17 protein-coding genes and 4 tRNA genes are annotated in these 16449 nt (G+C 34.1%); 8 read left to right on the top strand and 13 right to left on the bottom strand.

Annotated features, from left to right (window positions below; genetic code table 11):
• Positions 1 to 16 precede the first annotated feature (16 nt).
• Positions 17 to 1762: a phospho-sugar mutase gene (locus ACRD62_RS13610; protein ID WP_430820655.1), complete on the top strand. Its 1746-nt coding sequence runs from the start codon at positions 17 to 19 to the stop codon at positions 1760 to 1762.
• 50 nt (positions 1763 to 1812) lie between these two features.
• Here ACRD62_RS13610 and ACRD62_RS13605 read toward each other — a convergent pair whose 3' ends face one another.
• A complete protein-coding gene (locus ACRD62_RS13605) occupies positions 1813 to 3237 on the bottom strand; it encodes an ATP-dependent DNA helicase (RefSeq protein ID WP_430820654.1) in 1425 nt (474 codons plus the stop codon).
• Positions 3238 to 3327: 90 nt separating this feature from the next.
• Here ACRD62_RS13605 and ACRD62_RS13600 point away from each other — a divergent pair, with 90 nt between their 5' ends.
• From ACRD62_RS13600 to ACRD62_RS13575, 6 genes are all read left to right on the top strand, one after another.
• Positions 3328 to 3957, top strand: a complete 630-nt coding sequence (locus ACRD62_RS13600; RefSeq protein WP_430820653.1) for a hypothetical protein — start codon at positions 3328 to 3330, stop codon at positions 3955 to 3957.
• A 4-nt stretch (positions 3958 to 3961) separates the two neighbouring features.
• Entirely contained in the window at positions 3962 to 4816 is an 855-nt protein-coding gene (locus tag ACRD62_RS13595) for a DUF3822 family protein (RefSeq protein ID WP_430820652.1), read from the top strand.
• Entirely contained in the window at positions 4807 to 5340 is a 534-nt protein-coding gene (locus ACRD62_RS13590; RefSeq protein ID WP_430820651.1) for an RsmD family RNA methyltransferase, read from the top strand. The genes ACRD62_RS13595 and ACRD62_RS13590 overlap by 10 nt, the downstream gene beginning before the upstream one ends.
• A 103-nt stretch (positions 5341 to 5443) precedes the next feature.
• Positions 5444 to 5731 (top strand): DUF134 domain-containing protein, encoded by a 288-nt coding sequence (locus ACRD62_RS13585; RefSeq protein ID WP_430820650.1) that lies wholly within the window; start codon positions 5444 to 5446, stop codon positions 5729 to 5731.
• Between the two features lie 15 nt (positions 5732 to 5746).
• Positions 5747 to 6127 carry a NifB/NifX family molybdenum-iron cluster-binding protein gene (locus ACRD62_RS13580; RefSeq protein WP_430820649.1) on the top strand — a complete coding sequence of 127 codons (381 nt, stop codon included), beginning with the start codon at positions 5747 to 5749 and terminating at the stop codon, positions 6125 to 6127.
• Positions 6112 to 6543, top strand: coding sequence for an acyl-CoA thioesterase (locus tag ACRD62_RS13575; protein ID WP_430820648.1), 432 nt, complete (start codon positions 6112 to 6114; stop codon positions 6541 to 6543). Before ACRD62_RS13580 ends, ACRD62_RS13575 begins: the two co-directional genes overlap by 16 nt.
• 47 nt (positions 6544 to 6590) lie before the next feature.
• Here the strand turns inward: ACRD62_RS13575 and ACRD62_RS13570 are convergent.
• The 6 genes from ACRD62_RS13570 to aroQ form a co-directional block, all read right to left on the bottom strand.
• Positions 6591 to 6664 (bottom strand) — tRNA-Asp (locus ACRD62_RS13570).
• Between the two features lie 22 nt (positions 6665 to 6686).
• Positions 6687 to 6760: transfer RNA gene (locus tag ACRD62_RS13565), tRNA-Asp, on the bottom strand.
• Positions 6761 to 6783: 23 nt separating this feature from the next.
• A tRNA-Asp gene (locus ACRD62_RS13560) sits at positions 6784 to 6857 on the bottom strand.
• A 38-nt stretch (positions 6858 to 6895) separates the two neighbouring features.
• Positions 6896 to 6969 (bottom strand) — tRNA-Asp (locus ACRD62_RS13555).
• Positions 6970 to 7264: 295 nt separating this feature from the next.
• A complete protein-coding gene (gene pyk / locus ACRD62_RS13550) occupies positions 7265 to 8692 on the bottom strand; it encodes a pyruvate kinase (protein ID WP_430820647.1) in 1428 nt (475 codons plus the stop codon).
• Positions 8693 to 8796: 104 nt separating this feature from the next.
• Positions 8797 to 9225 carry a type II 3-dehydroquinate dehydratase gene (gene aroQ, locus ACRD62_RS13545; protein ID WP_430820645.1) on the bottom strand — a complete coding sequence of 143 codons (429 nt, stop codon included), beginning with the start codon at positions 9223 to 9225 and terminating at the stop codon, positions 8797 to 8799.
• Positions 9226 to 9414: 189 nt separating this feature from the next.
• Here aroQ and xerD point away from each other — a divergent pair, with 189 nt between their 5' ends.
• Positions 9415 to 10314, top strand: coding sequence for a site-specific tyrosine recombinase XerD (xerD, locus tag ACRD62_RS13540; RefSeq protein ID WP_321410827.1), 900 nt, complete (start codon positions 9415 to 9417; stop codon positions 10312 to 10314).
• A gap of 73 nt (positions 10315 to 10387) precedes the next feature.
• Here the strand turns inward: xerD and ACRD62_RS13535 are convergent, their stop codons facing one another.
• The 6 genes from ACRD62_RS13535 to ACRD62_RS13510 all read right to left on the bottom strand — a co-directional run bounded on the left by ACRD62_RS13535 (position 10388) and on the right by ACRD62_RS13510 (position 16359).
• Positions 10388 to 11254: a TIGR01777 family oxidoreductase gene (locus ACRD62_RS13535; RefSeq protein ID WP_430820644.1), complete on the bottom strand. Its 867-nt coding sequence runs from the start codon at positions 11252 to 11254 to the stop codon at positions 10388 to 10390.
• A gap of 35 nt (positions 11255 to 11289) precedes the next feature.
• Positions 11290 to 12057 carry a diadenylate cyclase CdaA gene (gene cdaA / locus ACRD62_RS13530; protein ID WP_321410831.1) on the bottom strand — a complete coding sequence of 256 codons (768 nt, stop codon included), beginning with the start codon at positions 12055 to 12057 and terminating at the stop codon, positions 11290 to 11292.
• 6 nt (positions 12058 to 12063) lie between these two features.
• The gene (folP, locus tag ACRD62_RS13525; protein WP_430820643.1) at positions 12064 to 12912 is read right to left on the bottom strand and encodes a dihydropteroate synthase; all 849 of its coding nucleotides are present in this window, start codon (positions 12910 to 12912) and stop codon (positions 12064 to 12066) included.
• A 98-nt stretch (positions 12913 to 13010) separates the two neighbouring features.
• Positions 13011 to 13730 carry a LytR/AlgR family response regulator transcription factor gene (locus tag ACRD62_RS13520; protein WP_430820642.1) on the bottom strand — a complete coding sequence of 240 codons (720 nt, stop codon included), beginning with the start codon at positions 13728 to 13730 and terminating at the stop codon, positions 13011 to 13013.
• 6 nt (positions 13731 to 13736) lie between these two features.
• A complete protein-coding gene (locus tag ACRD62_RS13515) occupies positions 13737 to 14822 on the bottom strand; it encodes a sensor histidine kinase (RefSeq protein ID WP_430820641.1) in 1086 nt (361 codons plus the stop codon).
• A gap of 1 nt (position 14823) precedes the next feature.
• Positions 14824 to 16359 (bottom strand): hypothetical protein, encoded by a 1536-nt coding sequence (locus tag ACRD62_RS13510; RefSeq protein ID WP_430820640.1) that lies wholly within the window; start codon positions 16357 to 16359, stop codon positions 14824 to 14826.
• Positions 16360 to 16449 lie beyond the last annotated feature (90 nt).

Genomic DNA, 16449 nt, shown 5'->3' with positions numbered 1-16449 from the left:
TGTATATTAAAGAAAGATGCAAAAGGACGTATTAAATTCAGTAGTAGAAAAAGCACAATCCTGGTTGGATGGAGCTTACGATGAAGAAACAAAGAATGCCATCAAAAAAATGATGGACAATGAAGATAAAACTGCACTTATTGATTCATTTTATAAAGATTTAGAATTCGGAACAGGTGGTTTAAGAGGTATCATGGGGCCGGGTTCAAATCGAATGAATCGATACACAGTTGGAGCTGCTACTCAAGGATTGGCTAATTACTTGAACATTGAATTTTCAAATCTTGATCAGATAAGTGTTGTTATCGGACATGATTGTCGTAATAACAGCCGATTATTTGCAGAAGTTGTTGCTGATATTTTCAGTGCCAATGGAATCAAGGCATATCTATTTGAAGATCTACGTCCAACACCGGAAATTTCGTATGCCATTCGTCAGTTGGGTTGCCAGAGTGGTGTTATTATCACGGCTTCTCATAACCCTAAAGCATACAACGGTTATAAGGCATACTGGAACGATGGAGCTCAGTTAACAGCACCTCATGATACAAATGTTATTGACGAGGTTAATAAAATTACTTCTGTTGCTGATATTAAATTCGAAGGAAACAAAGATTTGATTGAAATTCTTGGTGAAGAAATGGATAACAAATTTCTTAAACAAGTTCAATCTTTGGTTTTAGACCAGGAAGTTATCAACCGCAACAAGGATATTAAAATTGTCTACTCTCCGATTCACGGAACTGGTGTAAAAATGATTCCTGTAGCATTACGTTTATGTGGATTTGAAAATATCATTAACGTTCCGGAACAAGATGTTGTTAGCGGAGATTTCCCAACAGTTGTTTCACCAAATCCTGAAGAACCTGCTGCTCTTGAAATGGCTATTAACAAAGCCAACGAAACAAACGCTGATCTTGTTATGGCTTCAGATCCTGACAGTGATCGTTTGGGCATTGCGGTAAGAAATGATAAAGGAGAATTTGTATTGGTTAATGGTAATCAAACTGCTACCCTTTTGACTTGGTACATTCTTAAAAAATGGAAAGAACAAGGTCGTTTAACAGGCAATGAGTTTATTGTTAAAACAATCGTTACTTCTGAGCTTTTAAAAGAAATCGCGGTTAAAAGTGGTGTTGAATACTTTGATGTTTACACAGGTTTTAAATGGATTGCAAAAGTCATTCGCGAATTAGAAGGTAGGAAAAAATACATTTGTGGTGGTGAAGAATCTTATGGATTCCTTCCTGGCGACTATGTTCGTGACAAAGACGCTGTTGCAGCCATTACAATTACAGCTGAAATTGCTGCATGGGCAAAAGATAATGGTAAATCATTGTATGAAGTTTTACAGGACATCTACATGGAATATGGTTTCTCAAAGGAGAAAATGATTTATATTGTTCGTGAAGGCAAGAGTGGTGCAGATGAAATCAAACAACTAATGAAAGATTTCAGAACTACACCGCCTCAATCATTAGGTGGCGACAAGGTAAGTATCATTAAAGATTATTCGAAATTAAACGCGCAATATGTTTTAGAGGACAAAAATGTAGCAATTGATTTACCTGAAACTTCTGATGTATTACAATTCTTCACCGAAAAAGGATATAAAGTATCTGTTCGTCCTTCAGGTACTGAGCCAAAAATTAAGTTCTATTTTGAAGTTCAGGTACTCATGAATAGTAAAGATGAGTTCCAGTCTGCTAACGAAAAAGCAGATGAAATCATTGCAAACATGGTAAAAGACTTAGGAATTTAATTCTAAAAGATAATCAAAAAATCTCCGCCTTGAGCGGAGTTTTTTTTGATTTAATCATCGAAGAAGTCATCTTTAAAATTAACCAGATAAACCCTCTCTGTAGCTCTGGTAATCGCTGTATATAACCAACGAAAATACCCTTTCCCCATTTGTTCTTCTGGCACATAACCCTGATCAATAAAAACAGCCTTCCACTGTCCACCTTGCGATTTATGACAAGTCATGGCATAAGCATACTTTACCTGAAGAGCATTGTAATAAGGATTCTGCTTCAATAATTCATATTGCTTCTGCTTTGATCTTTCAAACTGATAATCTTCCATTACTGTATTAAAGAAGGCTTCCTGTTCATCTTTTGAAAAACCAGCCGTATCGGTATGTAAAACATCCAAAACAATTTTTGCATCAATTTCCAGATATTTATAATCAGTCAACCTTAATGTTACATTGGCAAATCGTCGATCATACAATTCCTCATAGCCGTTGATTCGAACAACCTCTGCAATATCACCATTTGCAATAAAATCAGCTTCTTTACTATCTTTCAACCAATGATAATTGTTTTTTACAATCAATAAATGATCTGTAGAGGTTAATTCTTCTTCCCGGTATAAAATACTGTTTCGAATGCCTTTATTAAAAAGATTTGCTCTTTTATTAGAACGACAAACGACCAATGTCTCATCCAAACCGTAATGTTCCTGACACCAGTTTAATTCATCAATGAGTTCTTCACCGGTAATTCTTTTAAAATCAACAAATCCTTTTGTTTCCAATTCGGGGAATCCAAGATCAAAAAAAGATTCTTCCATTTTAGATCTCAGCTTAGTTGCATTATGAAGAATACCACTATTGCCCTCCTGTCGAACTACTTCACTTAAAAAATAATCATGAACATTTAATCCAAGGCTGCGCAGGTTATCTTTGTCTAATGCCGGACTATCATCAAAACCTACAGGAGGTAACTGAGCGATATCTCCAATTAATATAAGTTTACAATTCCCTTTGCCAAAAACAAAATTCAATAAATCCTCTAATAACCTACCAGACCCAAAGGATGTATATTCCAAGCTACTATTGGAAATCATTGATGCCTCATCAACAATAAAAATTGCATCCTTTGATTTATTATAGTTTAGATGAAAATTACTAAAATCGTTATTGGATGATTCCCGTCTATAAATTTGCTTGTGTATAGTATATGCAGGTTTTCCAGTATAACTACTTAATACTTTTGCAGCTCTTCCGGTTGGAGCCATCTGCTGAAACGGAATTTCCAACTGATTTAGCATATCAGTGAATGCTTTCATTAAAGTTGTTTTACCTGTTCCTGCATATCCTTTTATAAGACAGACACTTTCACTTTCTTCCGAAACAACAAAATCAGCTAAACCTTCAATCAATTTGCTTTGAGAAGGTGTTGGTTCGAATTGAAACCCTTCCTTAATTAAGTTACTTATATGTTTATTTAGCATTTTTATTGTATATAAAGCCTCACAAAAAATCATAATTTGATTTTTTTTTTAACTTTGGGGCATTCAAACTAAAACAAAATTCCGAAGATAATGAAAACAGTGATTCAGATTGTCCTTACAGTTGCTATTATTGCTTTAGGCTATTTGTGTGTTGAGAGTATTCAAAAACCAATCCGCTTTCAGGATGCTCATGAATTGAGAAAGAAAGCTAATGTGGAAAAGTTGATGTTTATGCGCGATGCACAGGTTGCGTACAAGTCTGTTTACAACAAATATACAGGAAGCTTCGACACTTTGATTAATTTTATCAAAAACGATTCACTACCGCTAGTTATGAAAGAAGGTAGTTTAACCGACAGTATGTTGGAGGCTGGTATGACTGAAGTAAAAGCTTTAGCATTAGGCATAATTACAAGGGACACTATTCGCGTTAGTGTTAAAGACTCTTTATTTCCAGTAGGATATTCGGTTGATTCATTACCATTTATTCCTTTTGTTGACGGCGAAAAATATGAAATGGGAGCCGGAGTTGTTGAAACAGGTTCAGGTGTTAAAGTTCATGTATTTGAAGCTAAAGTACACAACAACATTTATCTAAAAGGACTTGAAGAACAGGAAATTATCAACTTAAATGACAAGACTCAGAAATTTGAAAAATATCCTGGACTTAAAGTAGGTTCATTAGAGGAAGCTAACAATAATGCTGGTAACTGGGAATAGTAATATGACCAAAACATACGTTGTATCTCCGTCATTCGACGAAAGCATTACAACTTCTTATTTTTTGTCCATCCGATCTGCTTCGGATGGACTTTCTTTTTGTGTTCTTGATCCTGTAACGAATACCTATATTGCCTACGCAGATATTCCGTTCAGAGATACAAGCACAGATCATATTAAAACGCAGGAGCTTTTAATCACAGAGAAACTTCTGAATTTACCTTATAAGAAGGTATTATTCATGATAGAAACACCTTATGCAACATTAGTTCCATCAGCCTTATATGATCCTGCAAAAAAGCGCGAATTATACAATTTAAATCATAGTATAACAACGGATGATTGGATTCTAAAGGATCAAAAAATAAAAATGGCAGATGCCTGGAATATTTTTGCAATCCCTAAGTTTCTTTATTACCTGATAAGTAACCAATTTGATTCTGTATCATTTTATCAGCAATATTCACCTTTTGTTGAAGGGTGCTTGCTATCTGCTCAAAATCAAAAGCAGGAGAATAGTATTCACATTAATCTTCATCAAAACTTTTTTGATATTGTTGTTATGGAATCAAGATCACTCAAACTATGCAATTCATTTAAATTTACTAATACCAACGACTTTGTCTATTTTGTTCTTTTTGCATTTGAACAGTTAAAAATGTCAACCGATAATACAAAAATTCACTTACACGGTATTTACGACAGACAAAATCCTAATTATGTAGCTCTTAAAAATTATTTAAGAAACACTAAAATCACAGATTCATCTTTTCACTTTAATTTTAGTGATACATTAAAGATAAAGGAACAAGTTAAACAAGAGCATCACAATCTTTTCAATCTAGCGATATGCGTATAATTAGTGGATTTTTAAAAGGCCGACGATTTTCACCACCCAAAAGCTTTAAAGCTCGTCCTACTACAGATATAGCACGCGAAAGTTTATTCAACATCTTAGTTAACCGTGTAAACTTTGAAGAATTGAAAGTATTGGATCTATTTGCTGGCACTGGTAGTATTTCATATGAATTCGCTTCGAGAGGTTGTGAAGACATTACTACTATTGAATTAAATTATAACCATTATATATTCATCAAGAAAACAATACAAGAACTTGAAATTGATCAGTTCATTAGAATTTTAAAGGCTGATGCTTTTAAATACCTCCAAAAAACGAGTGAAAAATTCGATCTTGTATTTGCTGATCCTCCTTTTGACTTAAAAAATTTCGATACAATTCCTGACCACTTTTTTAAACAGCACCTACTGAAAGAAGATGGAATTTTCATTCTTGAACATTCGGATAAAAAAACATTTGAATCTCATCCTTATTTTAAGGAAGTAAAAAAATACGGAAAGGTACACTTCAGTTTCTTTAGTTAGCTCATTTTATACCAGATACAAATAACCTTCAAATTTAAACACGCATATTCATTTGTATATTATGAGCATATGCTTATATTTGTCATGATTTTATAATGAGCATATGCCAAGAAAAAAGACGCAACGACATATTTGTGGTAAACCAACCATAACCTACTATAAACCTGCAGGAGTACCTTTAAGAGATATTGAAGAAATTGAGTTAACTCTCGATGAATATGAAAGTATCCGCCTGGCAGATTTTATGGGATTATATCAGGAAGAAGCTGCCAAACAAATGAATATTAGTCGTCAAACATTTGGTCGCATTATTACCTCTGCACATAAAAAAATAGCCGAAGCATTAATCAAAGGTCAGGCTATTGCGATTAAAGATATACAAAGTGAATAATTTAAAATACAGATTATGAAAATTGCAATTCCAACTAAAGACAATTTAGTAGATGATCATTTTGGACATTGTCAATATTTTAGCATAGCTACAGTTGACAATAATAAAATTGTTGATATCGAAGAAGTTCCTTCACCCAATGGATGTGGCTGTAAGACCGACATAGTCGGTACACTTAGAAATAAAGGTGTAACTGTTATGCTTGCAGGAAATATGGGACAGGGAGCAGTTAACAAAATAAATAATGCCAATATCCGCGTAATAAGAGGATGTTCTGGTCCGATTGAAGATGTTATTCAATCGTACATTAAAGGTGAAGCCATTGACTCAAAAATAGTGTGTGATTCTCATTCAAGTCATAACAACAAAGAAGATCATCAATGCAGTCATCACTAAAAAGCAATTCTTATATCCACCACCACAGAGTTGGTTATGCAGAAACAGATAAAATGCAGTTTCTTCATCATTCCAATTATGCGCGTATCTATGAAAATGCGAGATGGGAGTTTTTCAGATCACTTAATATTCCTTATTCTGCTATTGAAGAGAAGGGATTATTCATGCCGGTTATAAACATGGATTTTAAGTTTATTAAGCCTGCTTTTTACGATGACAACCTAAGTATAGAAGTTAGGGTTGAGAACATTTTAAACATTAAATTAGCCTTTACCTACAGAACGTTTAACCAAAATAGTGAGCTAATTAATGAGGCGATGGTAACTCTTGCATTTATCAAAGCAGATTCAGGTAAACCAGTAAGGACACCTGAATTTATCAAAGAGCGATTGATTACTAAAACCGTGTTGGTTTAAAAGAATAATTATTAAAACAAAAAAGGGAGCAAATTGCTCCCTTTTTGCGGTCTGGACGGGACTCGAACCCGCGACCTCCGGCGTGACAGGCCGGCATTCTAACCAGCTGAACTACCAGACCTAAGATGTTTTAAAAAAGATTGCGGTCTGGACGGGACTCGAACCCGCGACCTCCGGCGTGACAGGCCGGCATTCTAACCAGCTGAACTACCAGACCTAAAATGATAATGTCAAAGAAAGCGGTCTGGACGGGACTCGAACCCGCGACCTCCGGCGTGACAGGCCGGCATTCTAACCAGCTGAACTACCAGACCCTCTTTTGGATTATCACAAAATCTTCTTTCTAAACTAGCGGTCTGGACGGGACTCGAACCCGCGACCTCCGGCGTGACAGGCCGGCATTCTAACCAGCTGAACTACCAGACCAGTTTAGATATCTTTCAACATCTTTTTTTGTCGAACTTCACATTTGAAATTCAATTGCTTTCTTCTGTACCCCTTAACTAGTAAGACTTTCGTCAGATCACTAAGAATGTCCTTTTCTGAAAGCGATGCAAAGGTAACTCTTCTTTTCTTATATGCAAACCTATTTTCAAAATCATTTAAAAAATTAACTTCACTAAATCCAACAACAACTGCTTATCAGCTTTTTATAAAATTTAAAAATGATCAAAAAAAACGCCATTCGTAAGAATGGCGCTCCTTTTAATATCTGTGATAATTATTTTGCTCCATCAATTTTCTTAAGTAAAGCATCAGCTGTGATAATTTCAAGATAAGTGGTACCACCACCAAATCCTAAACTTCCACCTAAATAGGCAACCAAATCATTTCCTTCTAAAACTTCTTTTTTCATTAGTTTTTTAAGGGTTTTCTTAAGAATATCGTTGCTATCAGCACCTTCTTCCATAACACGAGGATAAACACCATATGAAAGAGCTAATTGACGACCAACTTCAGCAGAGTGACTCAATGCGTATACAGGAGCTGTTCCTCGGAAAGCAGCAATATAACGAGCTGTTTTTCCTGTTAAAGCTTCAGTTAACACGGCTTTAATATCCAATGTTTTACTTGCATTAACTGCAGTATCTGCCAAATAAGCTGTAACTTCAGCTTCGTTTTTAGGCACAGGAATATCGTTACGTGAATCTTTGGCAGCTTCAACCTCTTTGGCAATTTTTGACATTGTTTTAACAGCCTCAATAGGATAACTACCATAAGCAGTTTCACCACTTAACATGATTGCGTCAGTACGGTGATAGATAGCATTTGCAACATCTGTAACCTCAGCACGTGTTGGACGAGGATTCTTAATCATTGTGTGTAACATCTGAGTTGCCACAATAACCGGTTTTTTAGCCTCAACACAAGCACGAATCATTTGACGCTGAATTCCAGGAATTTTTTCCTGAGCAACTTCAATACCTAAATCTCCACGAGCAACCATGATACCGTGAACATGCTCTAAGATCTCCTCTAGGTTTTCAACACCTTCCTGATTCTCAATCTTAGCAATAATTTTCATCGGGCTGTTCTTCTCATCAAGAATAGACTGAACTTCTAAAACATCTTCCTTATTACGAACAAAAGAGTGTGCTACAAAGTCAATTCCGATCTCAGCTGCATACTTAATGAAATTTCTGTCTTTTTCAGTAACGGAAGGTAAGTTAATACGAACACCTGGAACGTTCACACTCTTACGACTTCCAACTTCACCATCATTGGTAATAGTACAAACCAATGCATCACCTTCTTTTGCATTAACTTTAAGAGCTACTTCACCATCATCAATCAAGATATCACCATCAACAGGTACATCCTGAACAAAGCTTTCGTAGCTTACATAGATACATTCTTTAGACGATTCATTTTCAATTCCGCCTTTAACCTTAACAACATCACCCGTTTTAAACTTGAGGTTACCTTCACATTTTGAAGTTCTAATTTCCGGGCCTTTAGTGTCAATCAAAATAGCGATTTTGTCAGAAACAGCTCTCACATTATCAACTACTTTTTTAACACCTTCGAAGTCCTGGTGAGCGGTATTCAAACGAACAACGTTCATCCCAGCCTTATACAACTGCTTTAAAAAGTCAACTTCGCAATCACGATCTGAAATTGTAGCAACAATTTTCGTAAACTTCTTCATAATTAAATTTTTCTGGAGGTATGCAACTATTTAAACATATTGAATCCAGCCCTTCCCCTGCTCGATCCAAAAAATTAATAAAATTCTATATTTAATTGTAACAATTATTTTGATTTAATACTCAATAAAGCCTCAACTCCTAAACGATATGAATCAAGACCAAAGCCTGATATACTTCCCATACATACCGGACTTATAAATGAATGATGCCTTACTGCCTCTCTTTTAAATACATTACTAATATGTACTTCAACAACCGGACTTTTAATGGCAGAAATGGCATCGGCAATTGCTAATGACGTATGTGTAAACGCACCAGCATTTAAAACAATACCGTCAATTTCAAATCCCTTTTCATGAAGCTTGTCGATAATTTCGCCTTCATGATTAGATTGAAAATATTCTAAATCAACACCATTAAATTTCTCAAGAAGAATATTAAAATAATCTTCAAAAGTATCCGATCCATATATACCAGGCTCTCGTTTGCCTAATAAATTAAGATTTGGACCATTAATTATAAGTATGTTCATATAATACCTCTTGATATTAATGCCGCAAAATTACGATTGTTTATTGGAATATAAAACTTAAAACACCTAACAATAACAGTTTTTAATATTTATAATAGTAATTTTTAGTAAAATATTTGATCTTTGTTACTGTAATATTTATTTTTGGTTATACTTACAATTGGGAAACTGTAATAAACTTAAAAAATTATGAATTGGGAATCAGAAATTAATGAGTTTCGCAACTATCTTAAAATCGAGAAAGGTTTATCGGAAAACTCCATTCACGCTTATGTGACTGACCTCACCAAGCTGGTGACCTTCCTTGAAGATAAGAAGTTGAAAAAAGGTCCTGAAGATATCATTCTTGCAGACCTTAAAGAAATGATGGAATGGATTGGTAATAGGGGGATCAGTCCAAGAACTCAAGCCCGGGTAATCAGTGGCATTAAATCTTTCTATAAATTTCTTTTAATTGAAGAGAAAGTAGAAAAAGATCCAACTGCATTATTAGAATCACCTAAAATTGGAAGAAAATTACCAGATATTCTTTCTGTTCAGGAAATTGATTCTATCATCAGTGCTGTAGACACCAAGAAACCAGAAGGACAACGTAACAAAGCTATTTTGGAAACTTTGTATAGCTGTGGTCTTCGTGTTTCAGAATTAATTGACCTTAAAATCTCAAATCTTTTCTTCGAATCAGGTTTTATTAAAATTGAAGGAAAAGGAAACAAAGAAAGATTAGTTCCAATCAGTACTAAGGCAATTAAAGAAATTAATCTTTACCTGAGTGAATATCGTCGTAATCTTAAGATAAATCATGATGACGAAGATATTCTATTCCTAAATAGAAGAGGAAAGAAATTATCAAGGGTAATGATTTTTACAATCATCAAAAACCTTACTAAAAAGTTAGGTTTTGAGAAAAACATTAGTCCGCACACTTTCCGTCATTCGTTTGCTACACATTTAATTGATGGTGGTGCTAATTTAAGAGCTGTTCAGGAAATGTTAGGTCACGAATCTATTATTACTACTGAGATTTACACTCATCTTGATAAAGAGTATTTAAAGAATACTTTAATACAATTTCATCCAAGATCGTAATAAAAAACAAAACTGAATAATGGGTTATCTGAAAAGATAGCCCTTTTTTATGCTGTATAGATTGTTGATGGTTTTAACAAAGATCGTCAAGCATTGATTCCAGCGTTGGAAAAGAAAAATGAAAATCATCCTTTAACATTCTTTTAGGTATAACCTTCTGTCCTTCCAATAAAATAACAGCACCCTCTCCTAATAACAACTTCAATAGAAATTCGGGTAATTTCAGCCAAAGAGGGCGTTTTAGTTTTTCTGCTAATGCTACACTGAATTCAAGGTTAGATATCATTTCAGGGGCAACCAGGTTATAAATACCTCCTGACGCTTCTCTTTTCAGTAAATACCAAATACTACTTAATACATCCTGAATGTGAATTATTGGAAATACCTGATGGCCGTCTCCCATTGACGCACCTAAACCAAATTTGAATGGCTTCACTAATTTTGGAAATGCTCCTCCACTTTTACCCAACACGGCTCCCAAACGAACTAAACAAAGACGAACATCCTTTGAATGACCTAATCGCAAAGCTTCTTCTTCCCATTTCTGACAAACTTCACCCAGAAAATCATTCGCATAATTTGTTGAGAATTCATCATGAACTTCAAAAGTATCATAGATTCCAACTGCAGAAGCTGAAATAACAACATTGGGCTTATCAACTGCTGCTTCTATTGCATCAACTATTCTTCGTGTTACATTCAAACGACTGTAAAGAATTTTCTTCTTCACTTTCTCATTCCATCTGCCTGCAATACTATGACCGGCCAGGTTAATTACAGCGTCTGATCCATTTATCGCCTTTGTTAATTCTGAAGGTTCATGCAATAGTTCACGACTCAATTTCACAACCTCATAGCCATTTTTCTCAAGAAAACTAACTAATTCTTTGCCAATAAAGCCGGTAGCTCCACTAATTGCTATTTTATCTTTCACCTTCATTAAACCCAGTATTGTATCAATTAATTAGCCTTACGTTAATTATTCAATAAAAGTTCTTTTAATTCATCAGGACTAACGCCCATTTCCATTTGTCCTTTACTAAAAAATGAAATTCTCCCGGTTTCTTCTGAAACTACAATTGCCATGGCATCTGTTGCCTCAGTAATACCCATGGCAGCCCTGTGTCGCAAGCCTACTTTTTTCGGTAAATTCCTGTTTTGTGATACCGGCAAAATACAACCAGCTGCTTTTATTTTATTTCGGGTAATAATTACAGCACCATCATGTAAAGGACTGTTTTTAAAGAATATATTTTCGAGCAATTGAGTTGAGATAACCCCATTAATCAACTCACCTGTTTGTACATAATCAATTAGTTCTGAATTTTTTGAGATAACAATTAGTGCTCCGGTTTTCGTCTTGGTAAGATTTTCACAGGCCCTGACCACAGGTATGTTATAAATATCCATCATTCCTTTGGATTCATTCATAAAAACTTTATCAAGCGAAAACTTCGATGAAAGGTTATATTTTGATCCCAATAAAATAAGAAATCGTCTTATCTCTTGTTGAAACACAACAATAAATGCCAATACTCCAACATTTACGAAATTATCCATAATACTGGCAGATAATTCCATATTAAAGGCCTTTATTAACAGCCATAATAAGACGAAAGCAAAGATTCCGATTAGGATATTAAGTGCAACTGTACCTTTTATAAGTTTATAGATACGGAACATCAGGTACGCTACAAGTACTATATCTACAAGATCTATTAATCGAATTTCTAAAAATGTCATCTAATCTTAAGCATTTTGAAGTTGCTGCACTAATTTAACACATTCCACCGCTTCTTTCACATCATGTACTCGTAAAATATTGGCTCCATTTAATAAAGCTATTGTATTTATAACAGATGTACCATTTAATGCATGTGCAGCATCTAACTCAAGTAACTTATAAATCATTGACTTACGGGAAACTCCAACCAAAACAGGTAATTCAAAAAGCTGAAATTGCTTTAATTCGCGCAGCAACTGATAATTATGATCCAGCGTTTTTCCAAATCCAAACCCAGGATCTATAATTATGTCGTTTGCACCAAGCCATGTTAGTTCTTCAACCTTTCTGGAAAAATAAGAACTCACCTCCTGAATGAGGTTCGTAAATTGTGGATTCTCCTGCATATTCTGAGGTGTTCCTTTCATATGCATCATGATATAAGAAACCCCTAAACGGGCAATAGTCTTAAACATTTTTTGATCAAGCTCACCTGCAGCTATATCATTAATGATATCTACTTCAAAATCACAAACAACTTTTTCTGCTACAAACGATCGAAATGTATCAACTGAAATAATAATATCCGGAAATTCTTTTCTTATCCATTCTAATGAGGTCGTAAGTCGTTTAAGTTCTTCTGCTTCCGATATATTCTCTGCCCCTGGTCTGGTTGAATAAGCTCCAATATCGATTATCTGAGCTCCTTCTTTTAAAATTTGTTCACAACGATGAAGAATATCAACCTTATGCTGATATTGGCCTCCATCAAAAAACGAATCGGGTGTAATATTAAGGATACCCATTACCATTGGAATATCCCAGTTATATAATTGTCCTTTTAGGTTTATTGTTTTTCCTTTAAGATTAGTCATGTTGCCAATAAATGAAATTGGATACTTTGCTTTTAATGAGTAAGTACAAAATAAGCCAATTTACTTTTAATATTCACAACAACTCCAAACTATCTTTATTACTGCACCACTCCCAAATTAAGAACATGAGCTACACTAAACTTGAAACTTCTACCTATTGGTAATTTTTTACTTCCTATTTCAATTGAACCGGAAGTAAAGGCATCAATTTTATTTAAAGCCACTATATATGATTTATGAATACGAATAAATTTATCTTCAGGAAGCTGATCTTCCATCCATGAAAGCGATAGCTTTGTTATTACTCTCTTTTCGGTAGTATATATCTTTACATATTCACTAAACCCTTCAACATAAAGCACATCATCATACACAACTTTAACAAATCGCTTGTTTTCCCGAACATATAAAAAGTTCTGAGCAGATTTATCATTTACTATAACTTCATTTAATGTACCAGGTTGATTTGATTGACAATACCTGGTAATCGATTTAAAGAAACGATCAAAAGTGATTGGTTTCAAAAGATAATCGATAACATCCAAATCAAATCCTTCCAAAGCATAGTCTCGATAGGCTGAAGTAATAATAACTTTGGGTCTTTTTACGATGGTTCTTAAAAAATCCAGACCTGTTATTTGAGGCATCTGAATATCTAAAAAAATTAGATCAACACGCTCTTCTCTTAAAAAGGCCATTGCTTCCATCGCAGAACTACATTCACCTGATAATTCAAAACCAGGTATCTTACCAATATGTTCACGTATTAATTGTCGTGCCAATGGCTCATCATCAACTACTAAACACAAAGTTTTCATTATATCTCAATTTAGTGCCAGGTTTGTATCCCAAATAACATTTTTGTCAATTTTTCTTTCATTTAACGGATTCCCGATTAAACTAAGATGAACCTTGTAAGAAAATTCGTCATCTTTGATATCAAGACTATGTTTATTTGGGTAAAGTATTTGTAATCGTTTGATTGTATTTTTTATTCCTAATCCGTGTTTTTGATTCGGACTATTTGAATTGGTATTACCAGGTTTTGTATTTTCTATAAAATAATCAATTCGATCCCCATTCGTTTGAATTTCAATACTAATTTTAGGATTAATGGGGTCATTACTGCAACCATGCTTATAGCAATTTTCAACAAAAGGAAATAACAATAGAGGAGCTACCTTTAAATTAACAGCATGCTTATCATATTTAACAGATACTTTTAACCTGTTTCCATATTTCATTTCCTGTAGTTCAATATATGTTTTTATTAATTCTAATTCTTCTCCTAAGGTCACAACCGATTTATTGCTTTGATAAAGCATATACTCGAATAAATTTGACAGTCGTGCTATCAGATTAGGTGTTTTCTCTGACTTGATTAATGCAAGAGCATACAAGTTATTTAGCACATTAAACAGAAAATGCGGATTCAATTGTGATTTAAGCATCTGCAATTCTGCCTCTAAACGATACCTTAGGAGTTCAGATCGCTCATTCTGCAGAAAAATCCAACTTTTATTTAACCTGAATAACAACAATAAAGCTGAAGGTAAAGCAACCCAAAACAGGTTTCTTGCAAACTGCTCCAAGGAAAAAAGATTATCCGGAGCCAATTCATTTGGCAAATAAATATTGTAGAATAAGTAATAAGTTGTAAAAAGCTTTAGAATACTGGCAATGATTAAAAAGAACAAAGCCAAACCTCCTAATAAATAAATATTTTTAGAACCATATAATAAATAAATCCAATAGGTTAAAGGATAAGCACAAATTGCAATTGCGGGTAAATCCAATAAGAAATGCATCCAATAAAAAGTAAATGGAAAACTTCCTTCAAGACTGACAAGAGCCGCAATTAATGTGATGTAAACTACCCAAAACTGAAAATGAAACTTTATATTTCCCATATCATCCCTCCTCTGTATAAAGTCCTTTAATAAATGCTGGATTAATAGTCTCCTTCGTTAATGCCTCAATCTTGTTATACATGTCAATATCACTTGCCGAATACCAAAGTAATTCGATCAATTTCTCATCCTCTTCGTTTGTCATAGTATGCCAAATATGCCCGGCGAGAATTGCTCCCATCAATTCGTATTGAACTGATCCATCCATTAACATGAGATTACGATCATTGACCCAGTAGTCATCTTGGAGTCTTTCCGGCACTTTAATAAGCATATATTTTTCAACTAAACTCCAATACAATTTTGTAAAATTCTGGTCAGGATTATCCAAAACTTCATGTTCCATTTGAGCAATAACCAAAAGATATCTTAATCTGTATAAATACCATGAATGATCTGTACTAAATGCAATTTGGAATTCAGGCTTATTTAGATGCAATACCCGCCGGGCATCTGCAGAAATATATGGTAAATTACCCCATAAATTTCGCATTACGCTCTCAACTACATGGTTAGGTCCTCTCAAGAAATAGGGTACACTTTCATCAATAATTGCAGAAGCTGCAACCTCACCAAGTTCTGTCATAAATAAGACCTTATCAAGTTCAGTATTGTATGAAGCATAACAGCATCTTATATCATAGAAATTATCACAGTTAAGAACGATTGAACGACCAACTGAGTCGTTCTTTGCCAAATAGATATTACTCTTATCAACATAGTGCTTTAGGTCTAATCCATATGAAAGAAAAAGTTTATTGGTTTGATTTTTTAATTCATCCACACTAATACTTTTATGCCAATTTATTGGCCACCTGCATTGTTTAAATAACAGATCATAATGTTTAAATGTCAGTACATTTCTTTTTAAACCTAAACTGTCACAAAGAAATTTCTCTGACTCTTTTTTCATTACTATGTAATCTGATCGCGTTATACTGTCAATTGATGCTATCATATTTGTCCAAGACAGCTCATTCATCTTACTTTCTTCAAGAATTAAAGAGAAGTAATTATTATAGCCCATTTGAGTAGCAAAATCATTTGATGACAAAACCAGTTTTTTCAACCCTGAATGCAGATTTAATATATTTGATTGATAATACATCCAAAGAGAATCATTCTTTCTCCAGGCCTTTTGAGTTCTTTGGTTTAATTCAAATAATTGTTTGAGTATATCTGCTCGCTGTTCTTCTATTTTATTATATCCTAATTGTGAAGCAAGAAATAACTTCCATAATTCATCAACTTGTTTAAGAAGTAGTTTATCTTTTAAAACACCTGACTCTCTTACCTTTTTTAGAAACTCAAAATCTGAAAAATCATTAAATAGAGGTTCTTTACATGACTGTAATTCCTGATAAATGGAATGTTGTTGTAATAAAAGACTAAAATAATCTAAAAGACTATCTTCATTCTGAACCTGAAGGGCCATTTGCCAGTAGGATTCATTGATAAGACTCTGGTGTAGCTTTACTTTTTCTTCCTGTTCTTTTACAAAGTCCCTAACAATTCTTTCTGTATTAGCAGTTTTCACTAGTGGGCGATTAAGATTAAAAAACGATCTTTGAAATTCTTTGTTAGTCGTACTTGTAGCGATTTTTAATAGCGTGACGATTTGAATTGA

Source organism: Carboxylicivirga caseinilyticus, assembly GCF_050589785.1.
GTDB classification, from domain to species: domain Bacteria; phylum Bacteroidota; class Bacteroidia; order Bacteroidales; family Marinilabiliaceae; genus Carboxylicivirga; species Carboxylicivirga caseinilyticus.
Note: the sequence above shows the minus strand (reverse complement) of the source record. Positions and strands in the feature narration are given on the sequence as shown.

Bases quoted from the DNA above. Each gene is read 5' to 3' on its own strand.
- ACRD62_RS13605 (WP_430820654.1), bottom strand. From the start codon at position 3,237: ATGCTAAATAAACATATAAGTAACTTAATTAAGGAAGGGTTTCAATTC.
- ACRD62_RS13595 (WP_430820652.1), top strand. From the start codon at position 3,962: ATGACCAAAACATACGTTGTATCTCCGTCATTCGACGAAAGCATTACA.
- ACRD62_RS13610 (WP_430820655.1), top strand. From the start codon at position 17: ATGCAAAAGGACGTATTAAATTCAGTAGTAGAAAAAGCACAATCCTGG.
- ACRD62_RS13575 (WP_430820648.1), top strand. From the start codon at position 6,112: ATGCAGTCATCACTAAAAAGCAATTCTTATATCCACCACCACAGAGTT.
- ACRD62_RS13520 (WP_430820642.1), bottom strand. From the start codon at position 13,730: ATGAAAACTTTGTGTTTAGTAGTTGATGATGAGCCATTGGCACGACAA.
- ACRD62_RS13580 (WP_430820649.1), top strand. From the start codon at position 5,747: ATGAAAATTGCAATTCCAACTAAAGACAATTTAGTAGATGATCATTTT.
- pyk (WP_430820647.1), bottom strand. From the start codon at position 8,692: ATGAAGAAGTTTACGAAAATTGTTGCTACAATTTCAGATCGTGATTGC.
- cdaA (WP_321410831.1), bottom strand. From the start codon at position 12,057: ATGACATTTTTAGAAATTCGATTAATAGATCTTGTAGATATAGTACTT.
- ACRD62_RS13515 (WP_430820641.1), bottom strand. From the start codon at position 14,822: ATGGGAAATATAAAGTTTCATTTTCAGTTTTGGGTAGTTTACATCACA.
- ACRD62_RS13535 (WP_430820644.1), bottom strand. From the start codon at position 11,254: ATGAAGGTGAAAGATAAAATAGCAATTAGTGGAGCTACCGGCTTTATT.
- ACRD62_RS13600 (WP_430820653.1), top strand. From the start codon at position 3,328: ATGAAAACAGTGATTCAGATTGTCCTTACAGTTGCTATTATTGCTTTA.
- ACRD62_RS13585 (WP_430820650.1), top strand. From the start codon at position 5,444: ATGCCAAGAAAAAAGACGCAACGACATATTTGTGGTAAACCAACCATA.
- xerD (WP_321410827.1), top strand. From the start codon at position 9,415: ATGAATTGGGAATCAGAAATTAATGAGTTTCGCAACTATCTTAAAATC.
- ACRD62_RS13590 (WP_430820651.1), top strand. From the start codon at position 4,807: ATGCGTATAATTAGTGGATTTTTAAAAGGCCGACGATTTTCACCACCC.
- folP (WP_430820643.1), bottom strand. From the start codon at position 12,912: ATGACTAATCTTAAAGGAAAAACAATAAACCTAAAAGGACAATTATAT.
- aroQ (WP_430820645.1), bottom strand. From the start codon at position 9,225: ATGAACATACTTATAATTAATGGTCCAAATCTTAATTTATTAGGCAAA.